Source organism: Loktanella agnita, assembly GCF_046640325.1.
GTDB classification, from domain to species: Bacteria; Pseudomonadota; Alphaproteobacteria; order Rhodobacterales; family Rhodobacteraceae; genus Yoonia; species Yoonia agnita.
This window is the reverse complement of the sequence record NZ_JBJMBF010000025.1, coordinates 12,052-27,823: the sequence shown is the minus strand read 5'-3', so window position 1 is coordinate 27,823 and position 15,772 is coordinate 12,052. Positions and strand designations below refer to the sequence as shown.

Below are 15,772 nucleotides of genomic sequence, written 5' to 3'. Positions count from 1 at the left end.
CATGCGAGGCCGCAAACCGACACACGACTGCCTCTGACAAATGCACGAAATTTGCTCAAAATTATCTTGCTAATCAGGATCTATCCACACAAGACCTTAGCCGCTTGAGACAAAAAAGGGCCGTCCCAATACTGGGGACGGCCCTTTCGTTTTTCAAACTAGTGAACGCTTAGTTCAGGTCGGCCTCGTAGCCTTCGGCGAGGTCGGCTTCGACTTCGGAGACAGCTTCGATAAGCGCGTCGAGGATTTGATCACCACCATCGACATTGGCGCGGAACCAATCCTGCACCGGGGCAGCGGCTTCGGCAAACATGGCTTTCTCTTCAGGGGTTGGCACATAAAGGTTGCCGCCACCTGCGACGAAGTCTGCGTAGGCTTGGATCGATTTACGCTTGGGGGAGGCGAAGGTTGCCTGCTGAAGCGCATAGAAGCCATCAACGATGACGCGGCGTTGGGCTTCGTCCATGCTAGTGAAACGCTCGTTGTTCATCCACCAAAGGGCACCCATGTAGGCGTGACCATCCAGCGTGACGTATTGCAGACCCGCATCCGGGAATTTCATCCCCATGATGTCGGTGATGCCGTTTTTGGAGCCTTCGACGACGCCTGTCTGGAAGGACGTAAACAGTTCAGGCCATGGGATCGGCGTTGGGGACGCGCCAAGGGCGCGCACGAGTTCCTGAGGCAGGTCAGCCACAACAGTTCGGATCTTGAGACCTTCCATATCAGCAGGCGTCATGACGGGACGCTGGGTGTTGGCAAAGTTGCGCCAGCCGCCGGTGTTGCCGATAGTCATCAGGCGAATGGTGTCGTCGGATGTTTCCAAAGCCATGTCGCGCATGGTGCGCACGAAATCGCCTTGAAGGACGGCTTCAGCAACGCGGTCATCGGACATTAGGTACGGCAGGTCGAGGACTTGCACATATGGAAAGATTCCAGCGGCCCCGCCAGAGGTTGAGATGTAGATGTCGATGGACCCTTCAGACACACCTTCGAGGCATTCCGCACCGGTGGAACACAGCTGCGTGCCGATGAAAAGTTCAACGTTGATCGCACCGTTAGAGGCGGATTCAACGTAGTTTTTGAACACAATCAGACCGTCATAGTCTTCGTCGTTTTCATTGGAGTTCGCCGTGGCGCGCAGGGTGATGGCATGGCCATCTGCAGCTACGGGCGCTGCGGCCAGTGTGTAGGCTGCGATAGTGGCAGCCGTTGCAAGATATTTCATCATGTGTCTAATCCTCCCAGATTGAGTGATGCTTGGTTGTTGCGTTCAGTTTGTTGGTGGACCTGGGCTAATGCAAGCCATGTATCCACTGTCTGGCGGGCATCCGAGGAAGTCCGCGAGATAGGGCACTGTCATCGAAATTTGTGGGATGAATGTGATAAGAAAGATGACAATCACTTCGACCGCGAGGAAGGGAAGGATTGCCCATGCGATGGTTTCAACCTTTTCGCGACTGACCGTCGAGGCCACAAAAAGCACAAGGCCCATGGGTGGGGTGGCCAGTCCGACGGTAAGGTTGACGGACATGATGATGGCGAAATGCACAGGGTGGACGCCGATGTCCGTGAAGATGGGGCCAAGGATGGGTCCAAGGATGATGATGGCGGGGCCCGCGTCTAGGAACATGCCGACGACGAACAGCAGAATGTTGATCAGGAACAGCAGGATGAGCGGGTTTTCTGACAATCCAAGGATCACGTCGGCTATTGTGGTGGCCGCGCCGGATGTGGCGACGATGGTTTTGAATGCGACGGCTGCACCGACCAGCAGGAGGACGGCAGCGGAGGTGAGGGCAGAGCGTTGCAGCACGTCAAAGAAGTCGGCCCATGTCAGGGATCGCAGCACGAAAACCGAGACGAGGAGCGCATAAGCCACGGCGATTGTTGAGGCTTCTGTCGGGGTCATCACGCCAATCAGGATACCGCCCAAGATGATGATGGGGGTTTGCAAAGGCACGACACCTTTTTTGCAGACGGTGCGGAAATCGGCGCTGACACGGCTGCGTATGGCGACCAAGATAAGGTGGGCTGGGATCACCATGCACAGGGCAACGATCCAGCCATTCACCTCAAGAGGTCCCGTGAACAGTGTGATCAAAAGGGACGAAACGGCATAGAGCAATCCTGCGAGATTGATGCGCAGCAAAAGGAACGACAGCCAGTATTCGATCGGGGCGATCGTTTGGTTTTTGGTCACGATCCGCTCGGCCTTGGGAAGATCATAACGATCTGCCATGAGGCGCACCATGACCATCAGGCCCACTCCGACCAGAATGCCCGGCACGATGCCCGCCAAGAACAGGGCCGCGACGCTTTCGCCCATGACATAGGCGTAGATGATCATGATGCCTGAGGGGGGGATGATTGGCCCGATAACGCTTGAGGCTGCGGTGATGGCGGCGGCAAATTTGCGTGAGTAGCCGTTCTTTTCCATCGCTGGGATTAGGGTTGAGCCAAGTGCCGATGTATCGGCCACCGCCGAGCCTGACAGGCCCGCAAAGAGGATGGAGGACAGGATGTTCACTTGTGCCAGCCCACCGCGCAGATGGCCCATGAAGGCTTGGGAAAATTCGACCAGTCGTGTGGTGATGCCGCCGCGGTTCATCACTTCACCGGCCAGCATGAAGAACGGCAAGGCCATGAGAGGAAAGCTATCTATCCCGTTGTAAACATTGCGATACAGAATTGCGAGGTCGCGTTCATTGCCCGTGGCCCATGTCATGAAACCCGGCGCGAACAACAGTGCAAAGACGACCGGTGTGCCGATCATCAAGATGACCAAAAAGAGCGGGAGGAACCAGATCAACATCAGGATGCACTCGCCATGTTGTCATCGCCCAAGGGGGCGAGGCCGGCGTCTTTGCCGAATAATTTCAGGCCTTGACGCAGGATCAGTTCTACGGCGACGAGGATTAGCAGGTTCACCCCGACCCAAAGAGCAAGGAATTGGTAATAGCTACTGAATTTGGGGCCGCATTTGCCGATCTCAATGCCAAAGGGCCAGCGCAGGGTGGAAGAACAACCGCGACCGGACATGGTATCAACGTGGTTGTTCAGCCCCTTGTCCCACATGACCAGCAGCACGACGATGGACATGAGAAGGAGGACCAAAGACAAGATCGCAGAGAGACGTCCGGACAGGCCGCGTTCGAGCATATCAATGGCCACAAAGCCCCCGTGGCGGTAGGCAATTGGCGCCATAAGCCCTGTCATCCAAAGCATTCCGAACCGTGCGGCTTCTTCTGTCCAGTTAGGGGCGTCGTTGAGGGCGTAGCGCATGAAGACTTGCAGAAGGATGAAGCAGACCATGAGGATCAATGCGCTGATCGAGATCCATTTGCAGGCGACATGGAGCGTTTCGTTGATCACACTGTGGGCGCGGGCGGCTTGGGGCGCGCGGGCGAGGCAGATCAGCCAGAACACGGTGGCAAGAATTCCAACAAAGGCCATATCGCCGATGCCAAAGGTGTCGGCAAAGGCTTCGCGGCGGTCTTCAAAGGCGCCGATAAACAGCAGGGCACCGTAGCCCAATGCCGTTGCAATGACCGCCAGTCTTCCTCCCACGTTTTGCCCTCCCAGTCAGTGGTTATGTATACTCATCAAAGTCTTACAGTCCAGTATTCAGGTTTCTATCGAGACGTAACGCCCTCCCTGGAACGTTAAGGGTGTGCCGGTCCGGGCACTTGCAGAGATGACCTTACCGACAATAATTGTATGATCGCCCGCGTCGTGTTCAGCCTGTAGGCGGCAACTGAAACGTGCCAGACATCCGTTGATTAGCGGGACATTGTGGTCGCCCACGTCCCAATCAAGCCCCGCAAAGGCGGATTTGTCTTTGACGAAACCGTTGCAGATATCTTGTTGGTTGGCGTCCAGAATATGGATCGCAAAGTTTTGCGCGGCGGAAAAGTAGTTAAACCTGCGCGAGGATTTTGCCGGGGACCACAAGACCAGCGGCGGATCGAGTGAGACCGAGGCAAAGCTGTTGGCCGTGATCCCAATCGGCCCTTCCTGAGAAGGGACCGTCACAACAGTCACGCCAGTCGCGTATTGGCCCAAAGCGTCACGAAAAGCGCGCGGATCCAGGGTTGGGTCAAATGTGTTCACGCAACCTCATGGCCGAGGGCGGCCTCATAGAGTTTGAACCAGGTGGTACGCGACATATCGACTGTAAGAGCGTCCGAGAAGCCTTTGATGCGGTTGAGATTATTGGTTCCCATAACGGGCAGTATTTTGGCTGGATGTGCCAGTAGCCACGCTACAGCCACTGCGGCGCGGTCTACAGAATTTGCATTTGCGACTTCATCCATGACGGCCGTCAGCGGCGTGTCTTGGGTCATTAGCGCGCCACCGCCCAAAGGTGACCACGCCATTGGCGGGATGGCGCGTTCCTGCAGATAAGCCAGATCGCCATTGGTTAGGGCGTCATGGGCGGTCAGGGATACTTCGATCTGATTGGTAACCAGTTTGGATTTCATCGCCGATTGCAGCAGCGTCCAGTCATGCAGTTTGAAGTTGGATACACCGACGCTGCGCACCTTGCCGCTGGCCACGACTTCGTCCAAGGCGGCCCCTGTTTCATGGTGGTCCATCAAGGGGTCGGGGCGGTGGATCAGCAGCACGTCGATCTTATCAATGCCCATCAGTCGCAGCGAATGATCGACAGAGGCGAGGATATGATCCCGGCTGGTGTCGTAGTATTTCCCCGGGACGTCAGAATAGCGGCCGGCCGGAATGAGGATATCGCATTTCGTTACAACTTCGATCTGGTCTTTGATGGATTGGGTCAGCCCTGCGCCCATGATTTCCTCGGCCATGTAGCCGCCATAGATATCGGCCTGATCCATGGTTGTGATGCCTTGTTCCAGGCAGGCTTCGATCTTGGCTTGCACGGTCTTGGGAGAGGTGTCGTCGACATCCCCAAGACGCCACATACCGTAGACAATACGTGACAAAGACAGATCGGGGGCAAGGGATATGCGTTCCATTAAATACGTGGTCCAGTTCCAAGAGGGGTTGCGGGCGTGCCGTCTGGGACACGACCATACGCATGGGGCAGTGAGCAGGTCTTAAGCTGGGGCATTACGAGTTTACCAAAATACTTGGCTTCATCGATATGGGGGTAGCCCGAGAAAATAAAGCTGCGGATGCCCATTTTGCGGTAGTTTTCGATTTTGCTAAGGACTTGGTCGGCTGACCCGACCAAAGCCGCACCACAGCCTGACCGCGCACGACCAACGCCTGTCCAAAGGCCTGGTTCAACATAGCCGAATTTATCCGCCAGTTCGCGGGCCTTGGCTTGATGGGCGACGCCAAGGGAAATGCTGTCATGGGCGCGGTCACGGATCAACTTACCGTATTCATCGTCAAGCTTGCTGACCAAATGGTCTGCATATTCGCGGGCTTCGGCTTCGGTATCGCGCACGATCATGTGGACGCGCAGACCATAGTCTAGGGTGCGGTCATATTTCTCGGCCACGGCATTTACATCGCGCATCCGCTGGGCAAGGTTTTCTTCGGGTTCGGGCCACATCAGATAGACATCGCAATGCTCACCACACAGATCGAGGGCTGCGGGAGAGTAGCCGCCGAAATACAGCAGTGGGCCGCCTGTTTGATAGGGTTTGGCGGGGGCCGTGGGGACGCCCTCGAATTGGTAAACCTGCCCTTGGTGGTTGATTTCGTCTTGCGTCCACGCCTGTTTGAGGATCTCAATCACCTCGCGGGAGCGTTGGTAGCGATAGCTGGATTCAGCGACTTCACCGGGAAAATCAGATGAAATGATGTTGAGGGTCAGACGGCCTTTCATCATGTGATCAAGCGTCGCGACGGTGCGGGCCAGCATGATCGGCTGCATTTCACCGCAGCGAATAGCGGCGAGCATATTGATGCGATCGGTCAGGGGCGCCATACCGGCCACAAAGCTCAGCGTGTCTTGGCCGACTTGAAATGAGGAGGGGGCGAGGACATTGCGAAAGCCTTGGGCCTCGGCCTCAAGCACGATGTCGCGGCAGTGTTCCCAAGACGACCTGAGCGCGCCATCAGGCACGCCGAGATAGGCATAGTCATCTGAACATAGGGCGGAAAACCAAGAGACCTCGCTTGCGTCGAGGTCCGGGCTGGTCACTGGAACGACTGTCATGATTCTCCCCCCTAGAAGTGATGTATTCCCTCTTGCCTAGCATCCAAAATGTGGTGCATCAATCCTGTATCAATTTCATATCACCGCTGCGAGGAGGGTGAAGATGTCGGATCGTCAGCGCCCTAGCGCGCTTCCTAAATATGTGCAGATCGCAGAATTGCTGATCCGTGATATTGCGTCAGGGCGGTTGGCGGATGGGGCGCGTTTGCCGCCTGAACGAGAGTTGGCTGAAAGCTTGGGCATTGCTGTCGGGACCCTGCGCCATGCCCTAGAGGTTTTGGTGGAAAAAGCGCTGCTTGAGCGGGTTCAGGGATCGGGCAATTACGTCCGTGCGCGCGCGGATGTGAGCTCTGTTTATAGTTTTCTGCGGATTGAGAGATTGCAGGGCGGCGGGTTGCCTACGGCTGAAGTCCTGTCGATTGACCACATGGCTGCCCCCGCTCAGGCTAGATTTCGCAGCCCAAATGGGTTCCGGTTTCGCCGGTTGCGCTTCATGGATCGTGTTCCGGCCGCGATGGAAGAAATCTGGCTTGATGGGGCCGTAACGGATGCTGTGGATAAGGACGCGGTTTCCGAGAGCCTTTATCTTTATTACTCGGACGTTTTGGGGATCGTCATCACCTCGGCCGAGGACCGTGTGAATATAGCGTCTGTGCCGTCTTGGGTGGATGGGCGCTTTGGCCTAAAGGCGGGGGATATGGCTGGATATATTGAACGCACGGGCCGCGCACAAACTGGTGAAATTGTTGAATTTTCAATGACTTGGTTTGACCCTCATCAAATCAACTACGTCTCACGTCTAGGAAAGAGCTGACTTATGGATATGGTCAATTACGGGATTGTCGGCTGCGGGATGATGGCGCGCGAGCATATCTTGAACATTAACCTTTTGCCCCAGGGCCGCGTGTCTGTGGTTTATGATCCTGTTGAAGAACTGGCCCAAAGCTGTGCGGATTTGGCGGGTGATGCGGTTGTTGCGCCCTCGCTTGAGGCGCTGTTGGCCCATGAAACTCTTGATGCCATCGTGATTGTCAGCCCCAACCATTTGCACGCGACCCAATTGGCGCAGATTGTTGCGACGCGTCCTTTACCCATTTTATGTGAAAAGCCGCTGTTTACGGACCCGAGCGATAAAGCTGCCCTTGATGCGTTGTTTAAGGGCTATCGCCATCCCGTTTGGGTCGCGATGGAATATCGGTATATGCCGCCCGTTGCTGCCTTGATTGAACAGGCAGAACAGGCGACGGGCGGTGTCAAAATGCTCAGCATCCGCGAGCATCGCTTTCCGTTCCTGCCCAAGGTCGGTGATTGGAACCGCTTTAACGCGAACACCGGCGGGACGCTGGTTGAAAAATGCTGTCACTTCTTTGATTTGATGCGCCATATCCTTAAGGCGGAGCCTGTTCGGGTGATGGCCAGTGCGGGGCAGGTGAACAATCATCTAGACGAGATTTACGACGGCGAAGTCCCGGATATTTGGGATGCGGGTTATGTCATCGTGGATTTCGATAGCGGTGCCCGCGCGATGCTTGAACTGTGCATGTTCGCTGAAGGGAGCCGTTATCAAGAAGAGATCAGCGCCGTTGGCCCGAAGGGTAAGATTGAATGTCTGGTTCCCGGACCGGGGCGCTTTTGGCCGGCTAAGCTGGGGCCTGCGCCCGTGCCACAGGTTATCATCTCACCCCGCGCACCGCAGGGTCCGATTGTCGCTGAGATCCCTGTTGATCCGGCCTTGCTTGCGGCGGGGGATCACAACGGATCAACGTTTTATCAGCACCAGCGGTTTCATGCCGTGGTGCGCGGAATGGGCGGGGTTGAGGTGACCCTGAGTGACGGTGCGAAGGCCGTTGCTATGGGCCTCGCCGCCCAAGAAAGCGCGCGCACGGGACAGGCGGTGATAATTTAGAGTTGTGAAGGTCAACTATGCGGACTTCCCTGTCTTTTGCCGACGCAGCAATTGCTGATGCAGCAACTCAGGGCAGGTACAGCAACGTCGTTGGCGTTCAGCCGATGGAGGAGGCGGCGGGTTTTGACCGGGTGCTTTTGGCGCCGACAATTCTACCCGCGCTTGGCCATGTCGAGATGTGGCATGACTGCCGGCACGACCGGATTGAGGCTTCTTGGTGCACTTAGGAAGAAACTGTTCATTACACTGTAATGCTGTCTGACGGCTGCGAAGGAGTGGCAAGCAAGATTTTGGGCGGAGGGACTTACGGTGTCCGCATCCACGAATTCAAATTTGCGACCAAGACCTAAACTCGGGCGGAGGACCTGAGATCACGTAAAGGGAGGAAGACCATGACTAAAAACCTAACCACGACTGCAATGGCACTGGTTCTCAGTGCACGGATCACACCATCAAACTGTGGGATCAAACACCTAGCCTGTGACGACAGCGCCTTTATGACAGGCACGAATATCGACATCAACGGCGGTATGCTGTTCTCGTAAGTCAGTTGCGCCATGCGCGTCTTGGCGGTTGCTGTCGTCACCTTTGACAGGGCACATGGTCTCGGCGCGGACGGGTGCCCGAAATTCTGTTACAGGCTGTTGACGGCGGTGCTGTCGATAAAGCACAAAGATATTCTTCTCAACACGCTTGAAGGTTTGGAAAAAATCGCCACGCTATCGCAGGGCGATATGCCGACCGCGGAACCCGACTTTAGATTGCAGGATATTTGATATGGCGTTCCAGCTTGCCGCTTGTGCGGAAATGCTTTGGCAGGACAAACCTGTGCATTGGCGGGCGGCGCGCCTGCATGAATTGGGGTTCGGTGTGGGGCTGTGGAACTGGCCCGCGTGGGATCTGGAGGCGCTGGAAAAGACTGGCGCGCATTTCACTATCATGAACGGCTATCTCAAGGGCAGTTTGGCCAATGCCGAAGGGGCCAAGATGCTGCTGAAATCCGCCCGCGAAACCATACAGGTCGGAAAACGTCTGGGGGTGGACCGGCTCAACCTGCATGGGACAGGGCTGGACGATAAAGGCTTGCCGATCCAACAGCTCGCTCATGTGGCCCCCGGCATGTGGCTGCGCGCGCGCGATACCCTTCACCGGATCTGTGAAATGGCCGAAGAGGAAGACGTTGTTTTCACACTCGAAAACCTCAATCTGCGCGACCACCCCGGATGCCCGTTCAATTCAACAACCGACGTGCTGAACCTCGTGTCGGCTGTGGATCGCCCGCAGCTGCGCATCAATCTTGATCTGTACCACACGCAGGTGGGCGAGGGGGATGTGATCCGGCACGCGCAGGCCTGTTTGCCATGGATCGGCGAAGTGCAAGTGGCCGACAACCCCGGTCGCCACGAGCCCGGCACAGGTGAAATGAACTGGCCGATGATTGCACGTGCCTTGAACACGATGGGCTATGACGGCACCGTCTGTATGGAAGCCTATGCCAAAGACAATGCGGATGACGCGCTCGCGGCGTTCCGTGCGGCCTTTACGCTTGAACTCTAATGAAAGATCCTGAGCATGATCAAAGTCGGACTCCTTGGCGCTGGTCGCATCGCGGGCGTACATGCAACAGCGATCACCGCGAATCCCAACAGCGCATTGGCGGCGATTTCGGATTTTATGCCGCAGAACGCTGAAAAGCTGACCACGTAATATGGCAGTATCGCGCGCAGCACCGAGGCCATCATCGCAGATGACAGCATTGATGCGGTTCTAATTGCAACCTCGACGCACACGCACGCTGACTTGATCGAAGCAGAGACAGCAGCAGGCAAAGCTGTGCTCTGTGAAAAGCCAGTGGATCTGAGCCTTGCGCGCGCGCAGGCCTGTCAGGCCGCTGCTGCCAAAAACGGCCAGCCCGTGATGATCGGATTCAACCGCCGGTTCGACCCGAATTTTGCGGCGTTAAAGACGGCATTGGACGCGGGCGAGGTCGGCCGCGCCGAAATGCTGGCGATCACCTCTTACGATCCGGCCCCGCTACCTGTGGAATACATCAAAGTATCGGGCTGTTTGTTCCGCGACATGATGATCCATGATTTCGATATGGCGAATTTCATCATGGGGCAGGGGCCTGTGACGATCTCTGCGGTTGAGTCCTGCCTTATTGATCCGGCCATCGGGGAAGCAGGTGACGTGGATACGGCCGCCGTGACACTGACTTACGCAGACGGGAGCATCAACACGATCCGTAACACCCGCCGCGCGGGCTATGGCGATCAGCGCGTTGAAGTGCAGGGCTCCGAAGGAATGCTGCAAGTGGGCAACCTGAACGAAAATCTGTTGGTGAAATCCACCGCAGCAGGTGTCAGCAGCGCCAAACCTGTGCTGTTCTTCCTTGAACGTTACATGCCAGCCTACGCAGCAAAGTGGAACGCTTTCGTGGCAGCGTTGGAAGGTGGCACTGCGATGCCAGTGACCTTGGAGAATGGGGTTGCTGCGCTTGCAATGGCCGAAGCGGCAACGCGGTCCGTCAAAGAAGGCCGACCCGTGAACATGAGCGAAATATTGGGCTGACGCATGAAAAAACTGGATGTCATCACAATCGGTCGGGTTGGCGTTGATCTTTACGAGGCGCAAATTGGCGTGCGGCTCAAAGATATGGGGGCGTTCGACAAATATATCGGCGGCTCGCCGACGAATATCGCCTGTGGCACGGCACGGCTTGGCCTGAAATCTGGCCTCATCAGCCGCGTGGGTGATGAACATATGGGGCGGTTCATTCTGTAACAACTCGCCCGTGAAGGTGTTGAAACCAAAGGAGTTATCACAGACCCGGACCGTCTGAAGGCTTTGGTGTTGCTGGGTATTCGAGATCAGGAACAATTTCCGCTGATCTTCTACCGTGAAAACTGTGCCGATATGGCGCTATGTGAAGATGACATTGACCCTGATTTTGTCCGCTCGGCCCGTGCGGTGGTCCCAACTGGAACACATGGCAAAGTGCATCAGATCACGCCCGAAAGTGCCGGCTGGCGCTATGTTGGGTTTTTTCTCTATCGGTTGCGGCCTGGTGAAACCGCCGCCGAAATGACAGGTAACCGAGAGGTCATCCTACCCAAGCCACCGCCATGATGAGGATGACTTTCCGCGCATCATCTATCTTGAAGAAACTTATTACCACCGCTTGAACCCGGCTAACGGGTTCGGCATCCGGCGCATCTATACCGACGATAGGCGCTTGGATGAAACGATGGCCGTGTCGGACGGGGATGTCGTCTGCGTGCCGCACGGGCACCACCCCTGCGGCGCACCCTACGGGTTTGAAATGTATTACCTCAACGTCATGGCAGGCCTACGCCGCAACTGGAGCTTCGTCGCCGCACCTGAGGTCGAATGGATCACGGAACGGGATGCCTAACTGGCAAGTGTAGCTGTCACGGGGCAAATACATCAGGAACCAGCAATCTCGTTTTTAGGTCGTATGCAGCGAGACCGTGATGACCGGGCGCAGCAATGTCTGTTTCCCTCTCCCAAATACGAAAAGGTCGCCCCAGCAAGGGCGACCTCCAATGCATTCTCATGCGATGCAAACCCCTACGAATTAAATTCGTAAGCCCGTTCGCCATGCACCGTCAGATCCAGACCGGTCACTTCGGTCTCGTGATCCACCCGCAGCGGGGTGATCAGGCGGCAGATGAAGATCAGCGCCAGCGTCACCACAACTGTATAAATGCCGACAATCGCCAGTGATCCCAGCTGCGCCGCCCATGTTCCCGCACCAAAGGCGGCGATCATGATCGTGCCAAATATGCCACCAACACCGTGCACCGCGAAAACATCCAGCGTGTCGTCGATCTTTAACCCATTGCGGATCAGGGTCACGGCCTCCTGGCACAGGATACCTGCGACGCCACCGATGATCAGCGCCTCAACCGGGCCGACAAAGCCCGACGCCGGGGTGATCGAGGCAAGGCCCGCAATCGTGCCCGTCACCATGCCCACAAGGGATGCTTTGCCAAATTTGATCCGCTCCCACAAAGCCCAGGTCAGTGACGCTGCGGCGGCCGAGATATGGGTGACGGTGATCGCCATCGCGGCCCCGCCATCTGCGGCCAGCTGGCTGCCGCCGTTAAAGCCGAACCAGCCAACCCAGAGCATCGCCGCGCCGATCATCACCATGCCGGGGTTATGTGGCGGTTTGGACGCATCACGCCGTGCACCCAGAACAACGGCGAGCAGCAGCGCGGCCAGACCAGCCGTTTCATGCACCACGATCCCGCCTGCAAAGTCGCGCACACCGATTTCACCAAAAATCCCGCCATCGGCCAGCATCCCACCGCCCCAGACCCAATGCACCACCGGCGCATAGCACAGCAGCATCCACAGGCCGGAAAACAGCAAGACAAAGCCAAAGCCAATCCGCTCCACATAAGCCCCGACGATCAGGGCCGGAGTAATGATTGCAAATGTCATCTGGAACGCAAAGAACAGCACCTCGGGCAGGGTGCCTGCCAGCGTGTCCGCGTCGATGCCCTGCAGGAACATCTTGCCCAGCCCGCCCCAATAGCCACTCTCACCTGCGCCAAAGGCGATGGAATAGCCAAAGGCAAACCACAAAAGGCTCATCAGGCAGGCAATTGCATAGCAATGCATGAATACGCTCAGCACGTTGCGCGCCCGTACCAGCCCGCCGTAAAACAGCGCCAGCCCTGGTAATGTCATGAATAACACCAGTGCCGTCGCCACGATGATCCACGCGGTATCCGCTCCGTTCATTGTCCCCTCCTTGGTCGTGTAAAATCCATTGGCGGGGGTTAGGGCGGAATTGAATTGCCAACAAAAGCGGCAATCGCGATTTAAGGTGCCTGCAAATGCGGCAATTCAAAGAGTGCCTAAAAAATAGGCTGCATCTGCCGGAATTGATAACATATCAGGCTGGCGGTGAATATGGGGATGGCGAGCGACATCATCGGAACATCGGGAGCGCTGAATTTTTCACGGGACATCAAATGGGGTTGGGTCAGTCAGTCATGTGCCGTTGTTTGGCATTTTCGATGCTCGCCTCAATCTCTGCAATGCTTCGCGTTGGCTCATTAACCTCCAACCTATCCTCTGTGGCTGGGTTTGATGCGGCAGGGGCGGCTCGAATGTTGTCCCGAATTTCGGTGAGCAGCTCTATGATCTTATGCAGTGCGAGAAAGGCCAGACCGGCGAAAAGGCTCGCGATCGCTGCTGAAAGATAGGCGAAAATACCCGCATTCAGAAAGAGAAAAAGGAAAATTGCAGCGCCTGCAAAAGACAGCCAAGCGACGATAGCTATAGGTTTCATTCTGATCCAACGGCTAATTCGTGTGACAGCCTATAGGGTTTTGTGCGAAAATCAATAATCCCTGAGTTGCAATGCGTGCATGAAACAGCTGCGTAATCAACGGATAAGTTTTGGACTGCTGTCTATCATTGGTGGGCTTGGCTCGGGCTGCAAACCGGTTGGGATAGCGCCGCGATCAGCATACCCAGCGCATGATCGCAGGCGGCCTGCCGCACCTTGTCGCGGCCCAGCGCCCCGAACTCCACCGTTTCGGTGCGGACAGCCTGCACATCGGCCAACCCGAAACAGACGCGCCCCTCTGGCTTGTGTTCTGACCCGCCGGGGCCTGCGATGCCGGTGATGGATACCGCGATCTGCGCCTGCGAATAGGCCAGCGCGCCAGTCGCCATCTCGCGCGCGACCTCCTCTGACACCGCGCCAAAAGCCGCCAGCGTTGCCGCGTGCACGCCCAGCATCTGCTCTTTTGCGGCATTGGTGTAGGTGACAAAACCACGGTCGAACACCTCTGAACTGCCCGGCGTGTCAGTGATCGCCGCGCTGACCATGCCGCCGGTGCAGCTTTCGGCGGTGGCGATCATCATACCCTTGGCGCGGGCGGCATCGACGAGCGGTTTCACATCAAAACTCCATGGGCAATCCCGGCCAGAACGGCGACACCGATGGCCGCAAAGATCCCGGCGATGACATCATCCAGCATCACGCCGGTTGGCCCGTGCTTGCGGTCTGCCCAGCCGATTGGCCCCCATTTGGTGATATCAAACAGGCGGAACAGCAAAAACGCCGCGATCCAACCGGGCCAGAGCGCAAGCACATCCGCCCCCATCCGGGCCGCACCGAACATCACCGGCAGCAAGGCGATCCACTGGCCGCAGACCTCATCAATCACGATTTCAGATGGGTCGTGATCATCCTTACCCCGTGTTTCCTCTGCCGTGGCCCAGACCCCGATGAAATAACTGGCCAAGATGCCAACGACCAAACCCCAGGGGCCGGTCAGCACATAAATGACCCAAGCGGCGGGCAGGGCGGCGAGTGATCCCCAGGTGCCGGGGGCAGGGCGCAGGTGGCCTGCGTAAAAGAAGGTTGCGATCAGATGGGTCATGGTTTCACCAATGTAGCTGTTGCAATTGCAGCGATGCCTTCGCCTCGGCCCGTAAAGCCAAGACGCTCCGAAGTTGTGGCCTTCACGCTGATCCGGTCCGGCGACAGCCCCATGATCTGCGCCAGTGACACTTTCATTGCGGGCTGATGCGGGCCGATCTTGGGGTATTCGCAGACCAGCGTGCAATCCACGTTGCTGATCCGATAGCCGTAATCCGCCGCAAGCTGCACCGCATGTTCCAGAAAGATATGGCTCGCGGCCCCTTTCCACTGTGGGTCTGACGGGGGAAAATGCTGGCCGATATCGCCCATGCCCAGCGCGCCGTAGATCGCATCGGTCACCGCATGCATGCCCACATCCGCATCCGAATGGCCTTGCAACGCGCGATCATGGGGCACCTGCACACCGCACAGCCAGACATAATCGCCCGGCCCGAACCGGTGCACATCATACCCGTTGCCACATCTGACATCCATCGCTTGCCCCATCAGCCGCTCTGCCCGGGCGAAATCGCCGGGGGTGGTAATCTTGATATTAGTGTCATCGCCCGCCACGATCGCCACGTCCAGCCCTGCCGCACGGGCCACGGCCACATCATCGGTGGCCTCTCCCTTCACCGTCTGATGCGCGGCCAGCAGCGGGGCAAGGTGAAACCCCTGCGGCGTTTGCGCACGGAACAAGCCCGCGCGATCCTGCAAGCCGGTCACAAGCCCATCTGCGCCGGACCAAAGCGTATCCGTCACCGGCACAGCAGGGGCGGCGCCGATATGGGTGTCCAGCGCGGCAATGACCCGGTCGATGATCGCCGCACTCAGCAGCGGGCGGGCGGCGTCATGGATCAGAACCTTGCCGCCATGCGGCTCTGCCGCGCGCAAGCCCGCCAGCACTGACGCGCGCCGTGTGGCCCCGCCGGGTACAATCTGCGCATCGGGCAGTGCGGGCAGGCTGCCACTTTCTGCATCATCTGGATGCACCACAAGGATCATGCGGGCCACGCCGGGGTGATCCGCAAAGACCTGCATCGCATGGGCGGCCACGCAACAATGGCCAAGCTGTTGCCATTGCTTGGGTATTTCACCCCCGGCACGGATACCGCGACCTGCGGCGACGATGATTGCGGTGGTTGTCATGGCGGTCCTGTCATGTGTCAGCCAAGGTTTAGGCGCAGCGGCGTTGACGTGCAATTCGTCAGTTTTGCGTGCTTAGTGATTAATAATTGTGCATATGCTGTTTTGTGTGGACTTTGACCCGCAGGTATCGTTGTGAAGACAGCGATTTCCACATAACTGA

General features: G+C 57.2%; 19 protein-coding genes and 2 pseudogenes. 10 read left to right on the top strand and 11 right to left on the bottom strand.

The window, feature by feature from the left end:
* Positions 1 to 169: 169 nt before the first annotated feature.
* From ACJ5NV_RS19260 to ACJ5NV_RS19235, 6 genes are read right to left on the bottom strand one after another with little or no spacing between them, the layout of a single operon-like run.
* The gene (locus ACJ5NV_RS19260) at positions 170 to 1,231 is read right to left on the bottom strand and encodes a TRAP transporter substrate-binding protein (RefSeq protein ID WP_411646360.1); all 1,062 of its coding nucleotides are present in this window, start codon (positions 1,229 to 1,231) and stop codon (positions 170 to 172) included.
* Between the two features lie 42 nt (positions 1,232 to 1,273).
* Complete coding sequence (locus tag ACJ5NV_RS19255; protein ID WP_411646358.1) at positions 1,274 to 2,815, bottom strand: TRAP transporter large permease; 1,542 nt, start codon at positions 2,813 to 2,815, stop codon at positions 1,274 to 1,276.
* Positions 2,815 to 3,570, bottom strand: coding sequence for a TRAP transporter small permease (locus ACJ5NV_RS19250; protein WP_411646356.1), 756 nt, complete (start codon positions 3,568 to 3,570; stop codon positions 2,815 to 2,817). Before ACJ5NV_RS19250 ends, ACJ5NV_RS19255 begins: the two co-directional genes overlap by 1 nt.
* A gap of 57 nt (positions 3,571 to 3,627) precedes the next feature.
* Entirely contained in the window at positions 3,628 to 4,113 is a 486-nt protein-coding gene (locus ACJ5NV_RS19245; RefSeq protein WP_411646354.1) for a flavin reductase family protein, read from the bottom strand.
* Positions 4,110 to 4,994, bottom strand: a complete 885-nt coding sequence (locus tag ACJ5NV_RS19240) for an aldo/keto reductase (protein ID WP_411646352.1) — start codon at positions 4,992 to 4,994, stop codon at positions 4,110 to 4,112. The genes ACJ5NV_RS19245 and ACJ5NV_RS19240 overlap by 4 nt, the downstream gene beginning before the upstream one ends.
* Positions 4,994 to 6,148 (bottom strand): LLM class flavin-dependent oxidoreductase, encoded by a 1,155-nt coding sequence (locus ACJ5NV_RS19235; protein WP_411646351.1) that lies wholly within the window; start codon positions 6,146 to 6,148, stop codon positions 4,994 to 4,996. Before ACJ5NV_RS19235 ends, ACJ5NV_RS19240 begins: the two co-directional genes overlap by 1 nt.
* A gap of 103 nt (positions 6,149 to 6,251) precedes the next feature.
* Between ACJ5NV_RS19235 and ACJ5NV_RS19230 the strand changes: the two genes are divergently transcribed.
* From ACJ5NV_RS19230 to ACJ5NV_RS19190, 10 genes and pseudogenes are all read left to right on the top strand, one after another.
* On the top strand, positions 6,252 to 6,962 hold the full coding sequence (locus tag ACJ5NV_RS19230) for a GntR family transcriptional regulator (protein WP_411646349.1): 711 nt from the start codon (positions 6,252 to 6,254) through the stop codon (positions 6,960 to 6,962).
* Positions 6,963 to 6,965: 3 nt separating this feature from the next.
* A complete protein-coding gene (locus tag ACJ5NV_RS19225) occupies positions 6,966 to 8,054 on the top strand; it encodes a Gfo/Idh/MocA family protein (RefSeq protein ID WP_411646347.1) in 1,089 nt (362 codons plus the stop codon).
* Between the two features lie 392 nt (positions 8,055 to 8,446).
* Complete coding sequence (locus tag ACJ5NV_RS19220; RefSeq protein WP_411646345.1) at positions 8,447 to 8,599, top strand: hypothetical protein; 153 nt, start codon at positions 8,447 to 8,449, stop codon at positions 8,597 to 8,599.
* Positions 8,600 to 8,611: 12 nt separating this feature from the next.
* Positions 8,612 to 8,830, top strand: a complete 219-nt coding sequence (locus ACJ5NV_RS19215) for a hypothetical protein (protein ID WP_411646344.1) — start codon at positions 8,612 to 8,614, stop codon at positions 8,828 to 8,830.
* Position 8,831: 1 nt separating this feature from the next.
* Positions 8,832 to 9,611, top strand: coding sequence for a TIM barrel protein (locus ACJ5NV_RS19210; protein WP_411646343.1), 780 nt, complete (start codon positions 8,832 to 8,834; stop codon positions 9,609 to 9,611).
* A gap of 15 nt (positions 9,612 to 9,626) precedes the next feature.
* Positions 9,627 to 9,761 (top strand): hypothetical protein, encoded by a 135-nt coding sequence (locus ACJ5NV_RS19205; protein WP_411646341.1) that lies wholly within the window; start codon positions 9,627 to 9,629, stop codon positions 9,759 to 9,761.
* Between the two features lie 9 nt (positions 9,762 to 9,770).
* Positions 9,771 to 10,625: a Gfo/Idh/MocA family oxidoreductase gene (locus tag ACJ5NV_RS19200; protein WP_411646384.1), complete on the top strand. Its 855-nt coding sequence runs from the start codon at positions 9,771 to 9,773 to the stop codon at positions 10,623 to 10,625.
* Between the two features lie 3 nt (positions 10,626 to 10,628).
* Positions 10,629 to 11,045, top strand: a pseudogene (locus tag ACJ5NV_RS19195) (PfkB family carbohydrate kinase); the annotation flags it as partial.
* A complete protein-coding gene (locus tag ACJ5NV_RS20450) occupies positions 11,025 to 11,183 on the top strand; it encodes a 5-deoxy-glucuronate isomerase (protein ID WP_459167133.1) in 159 nt (52 codons plus the stop codon). The pseudogene ACJ5NV_RS19195 and the gene ACJ5NV_RS20450, both read left to right, overlap by 21 nt.
* Positions 11,158 to 11,469, top strand: a pseudogene (locus ACJ5NV_RS19190) (5-deoxy-glucuronate isomerase); the annotation flags it as partial. The gene ACJ5NV_RS20450 and the pseudogene ACJ5NV_RS19190, both read left to right, overlap by 26 nt.
* Before the next feature lie 176 nt (positions 11,470 to 11,645).
* Here ACJ5NV_RS19190 and ACJ5NV_RS19185 read toward each other — a convergent pair.
* The 5 genes from ACJ5NV_RS19185 to ACJ5NV_RS19165 form a co-directional block, all read right to left on the bottom strand.
* Positions 11,646 to 12,827, bottom strand: coding sequence for an ammonium transporter (locus ACJ5NV_RS19185; RefSeq protein ID WP_411646340.1), 1,182 nt, complete (start codon positions 12,825 to 12,827; stop codon positions 11,646 to 11,648).
* Between the two features lie 244 nt (positions 12,828 to 13,071).
* On the bottom strand, positions 13,072 to 13,380 hold the full coding sequence (locus tag ACJ5NV_RS19180) for a hypothetical protein (protein ID WP_411646339.1): 309 nt from the start codon (positions 13,378 to 13,380) through the stop codon (positions 13,072 to 13,074).
* Between the two features lie 125 nt (positions 13,381 to 13,505).
* On the bottom strand, positions 13,506 to 13,997 hold the full coding sequence (locus ACJ5NV_RS19175) for a CinA family protein (protein WP_411646337.1): 492 nt from the start codon (positions 13,995 to 13,997) through the stop codon (positions 13,506 to 13,508).
* Positions 13,994 to 14,482, bottom strand: a complete 489-nt coding sequence (locus tag ACJ5NV_RS19170) for a phosphatidylglycerophosphatase A family protein (protein WP_411646336.1) — start codon at positions 14,480 to 14,482, stop codon at positions 13,994 to 13,996. Before ACJ5NV_RS19170 ends, ACJ5NV_RS19175 begins: the two co-directional genes overlap by 4 nt.
* A complete protein-coding gene (locus ACJ5NV_RS19165) occupies positions 14,479 to 15,612 on the bottom strand; it encodes a bifunctional 2-C-methyl-D-erythritol 4-phosphate cytidylyltransferase/2-C-methyl-D-erythritol 2,4-cyclodiphosphate synthase (protein ID WP_411646334.1) in 1,134 nt (377 codons plus the stop codon). The genes ACJ5NV_RS19170 and ACJ5NV_RS19165 overlap by 4 nt, the downstream gene beginning before the upstream one ends.
* Positions 15,613 to 15,772: the final 160 nt, after the last annotated feature.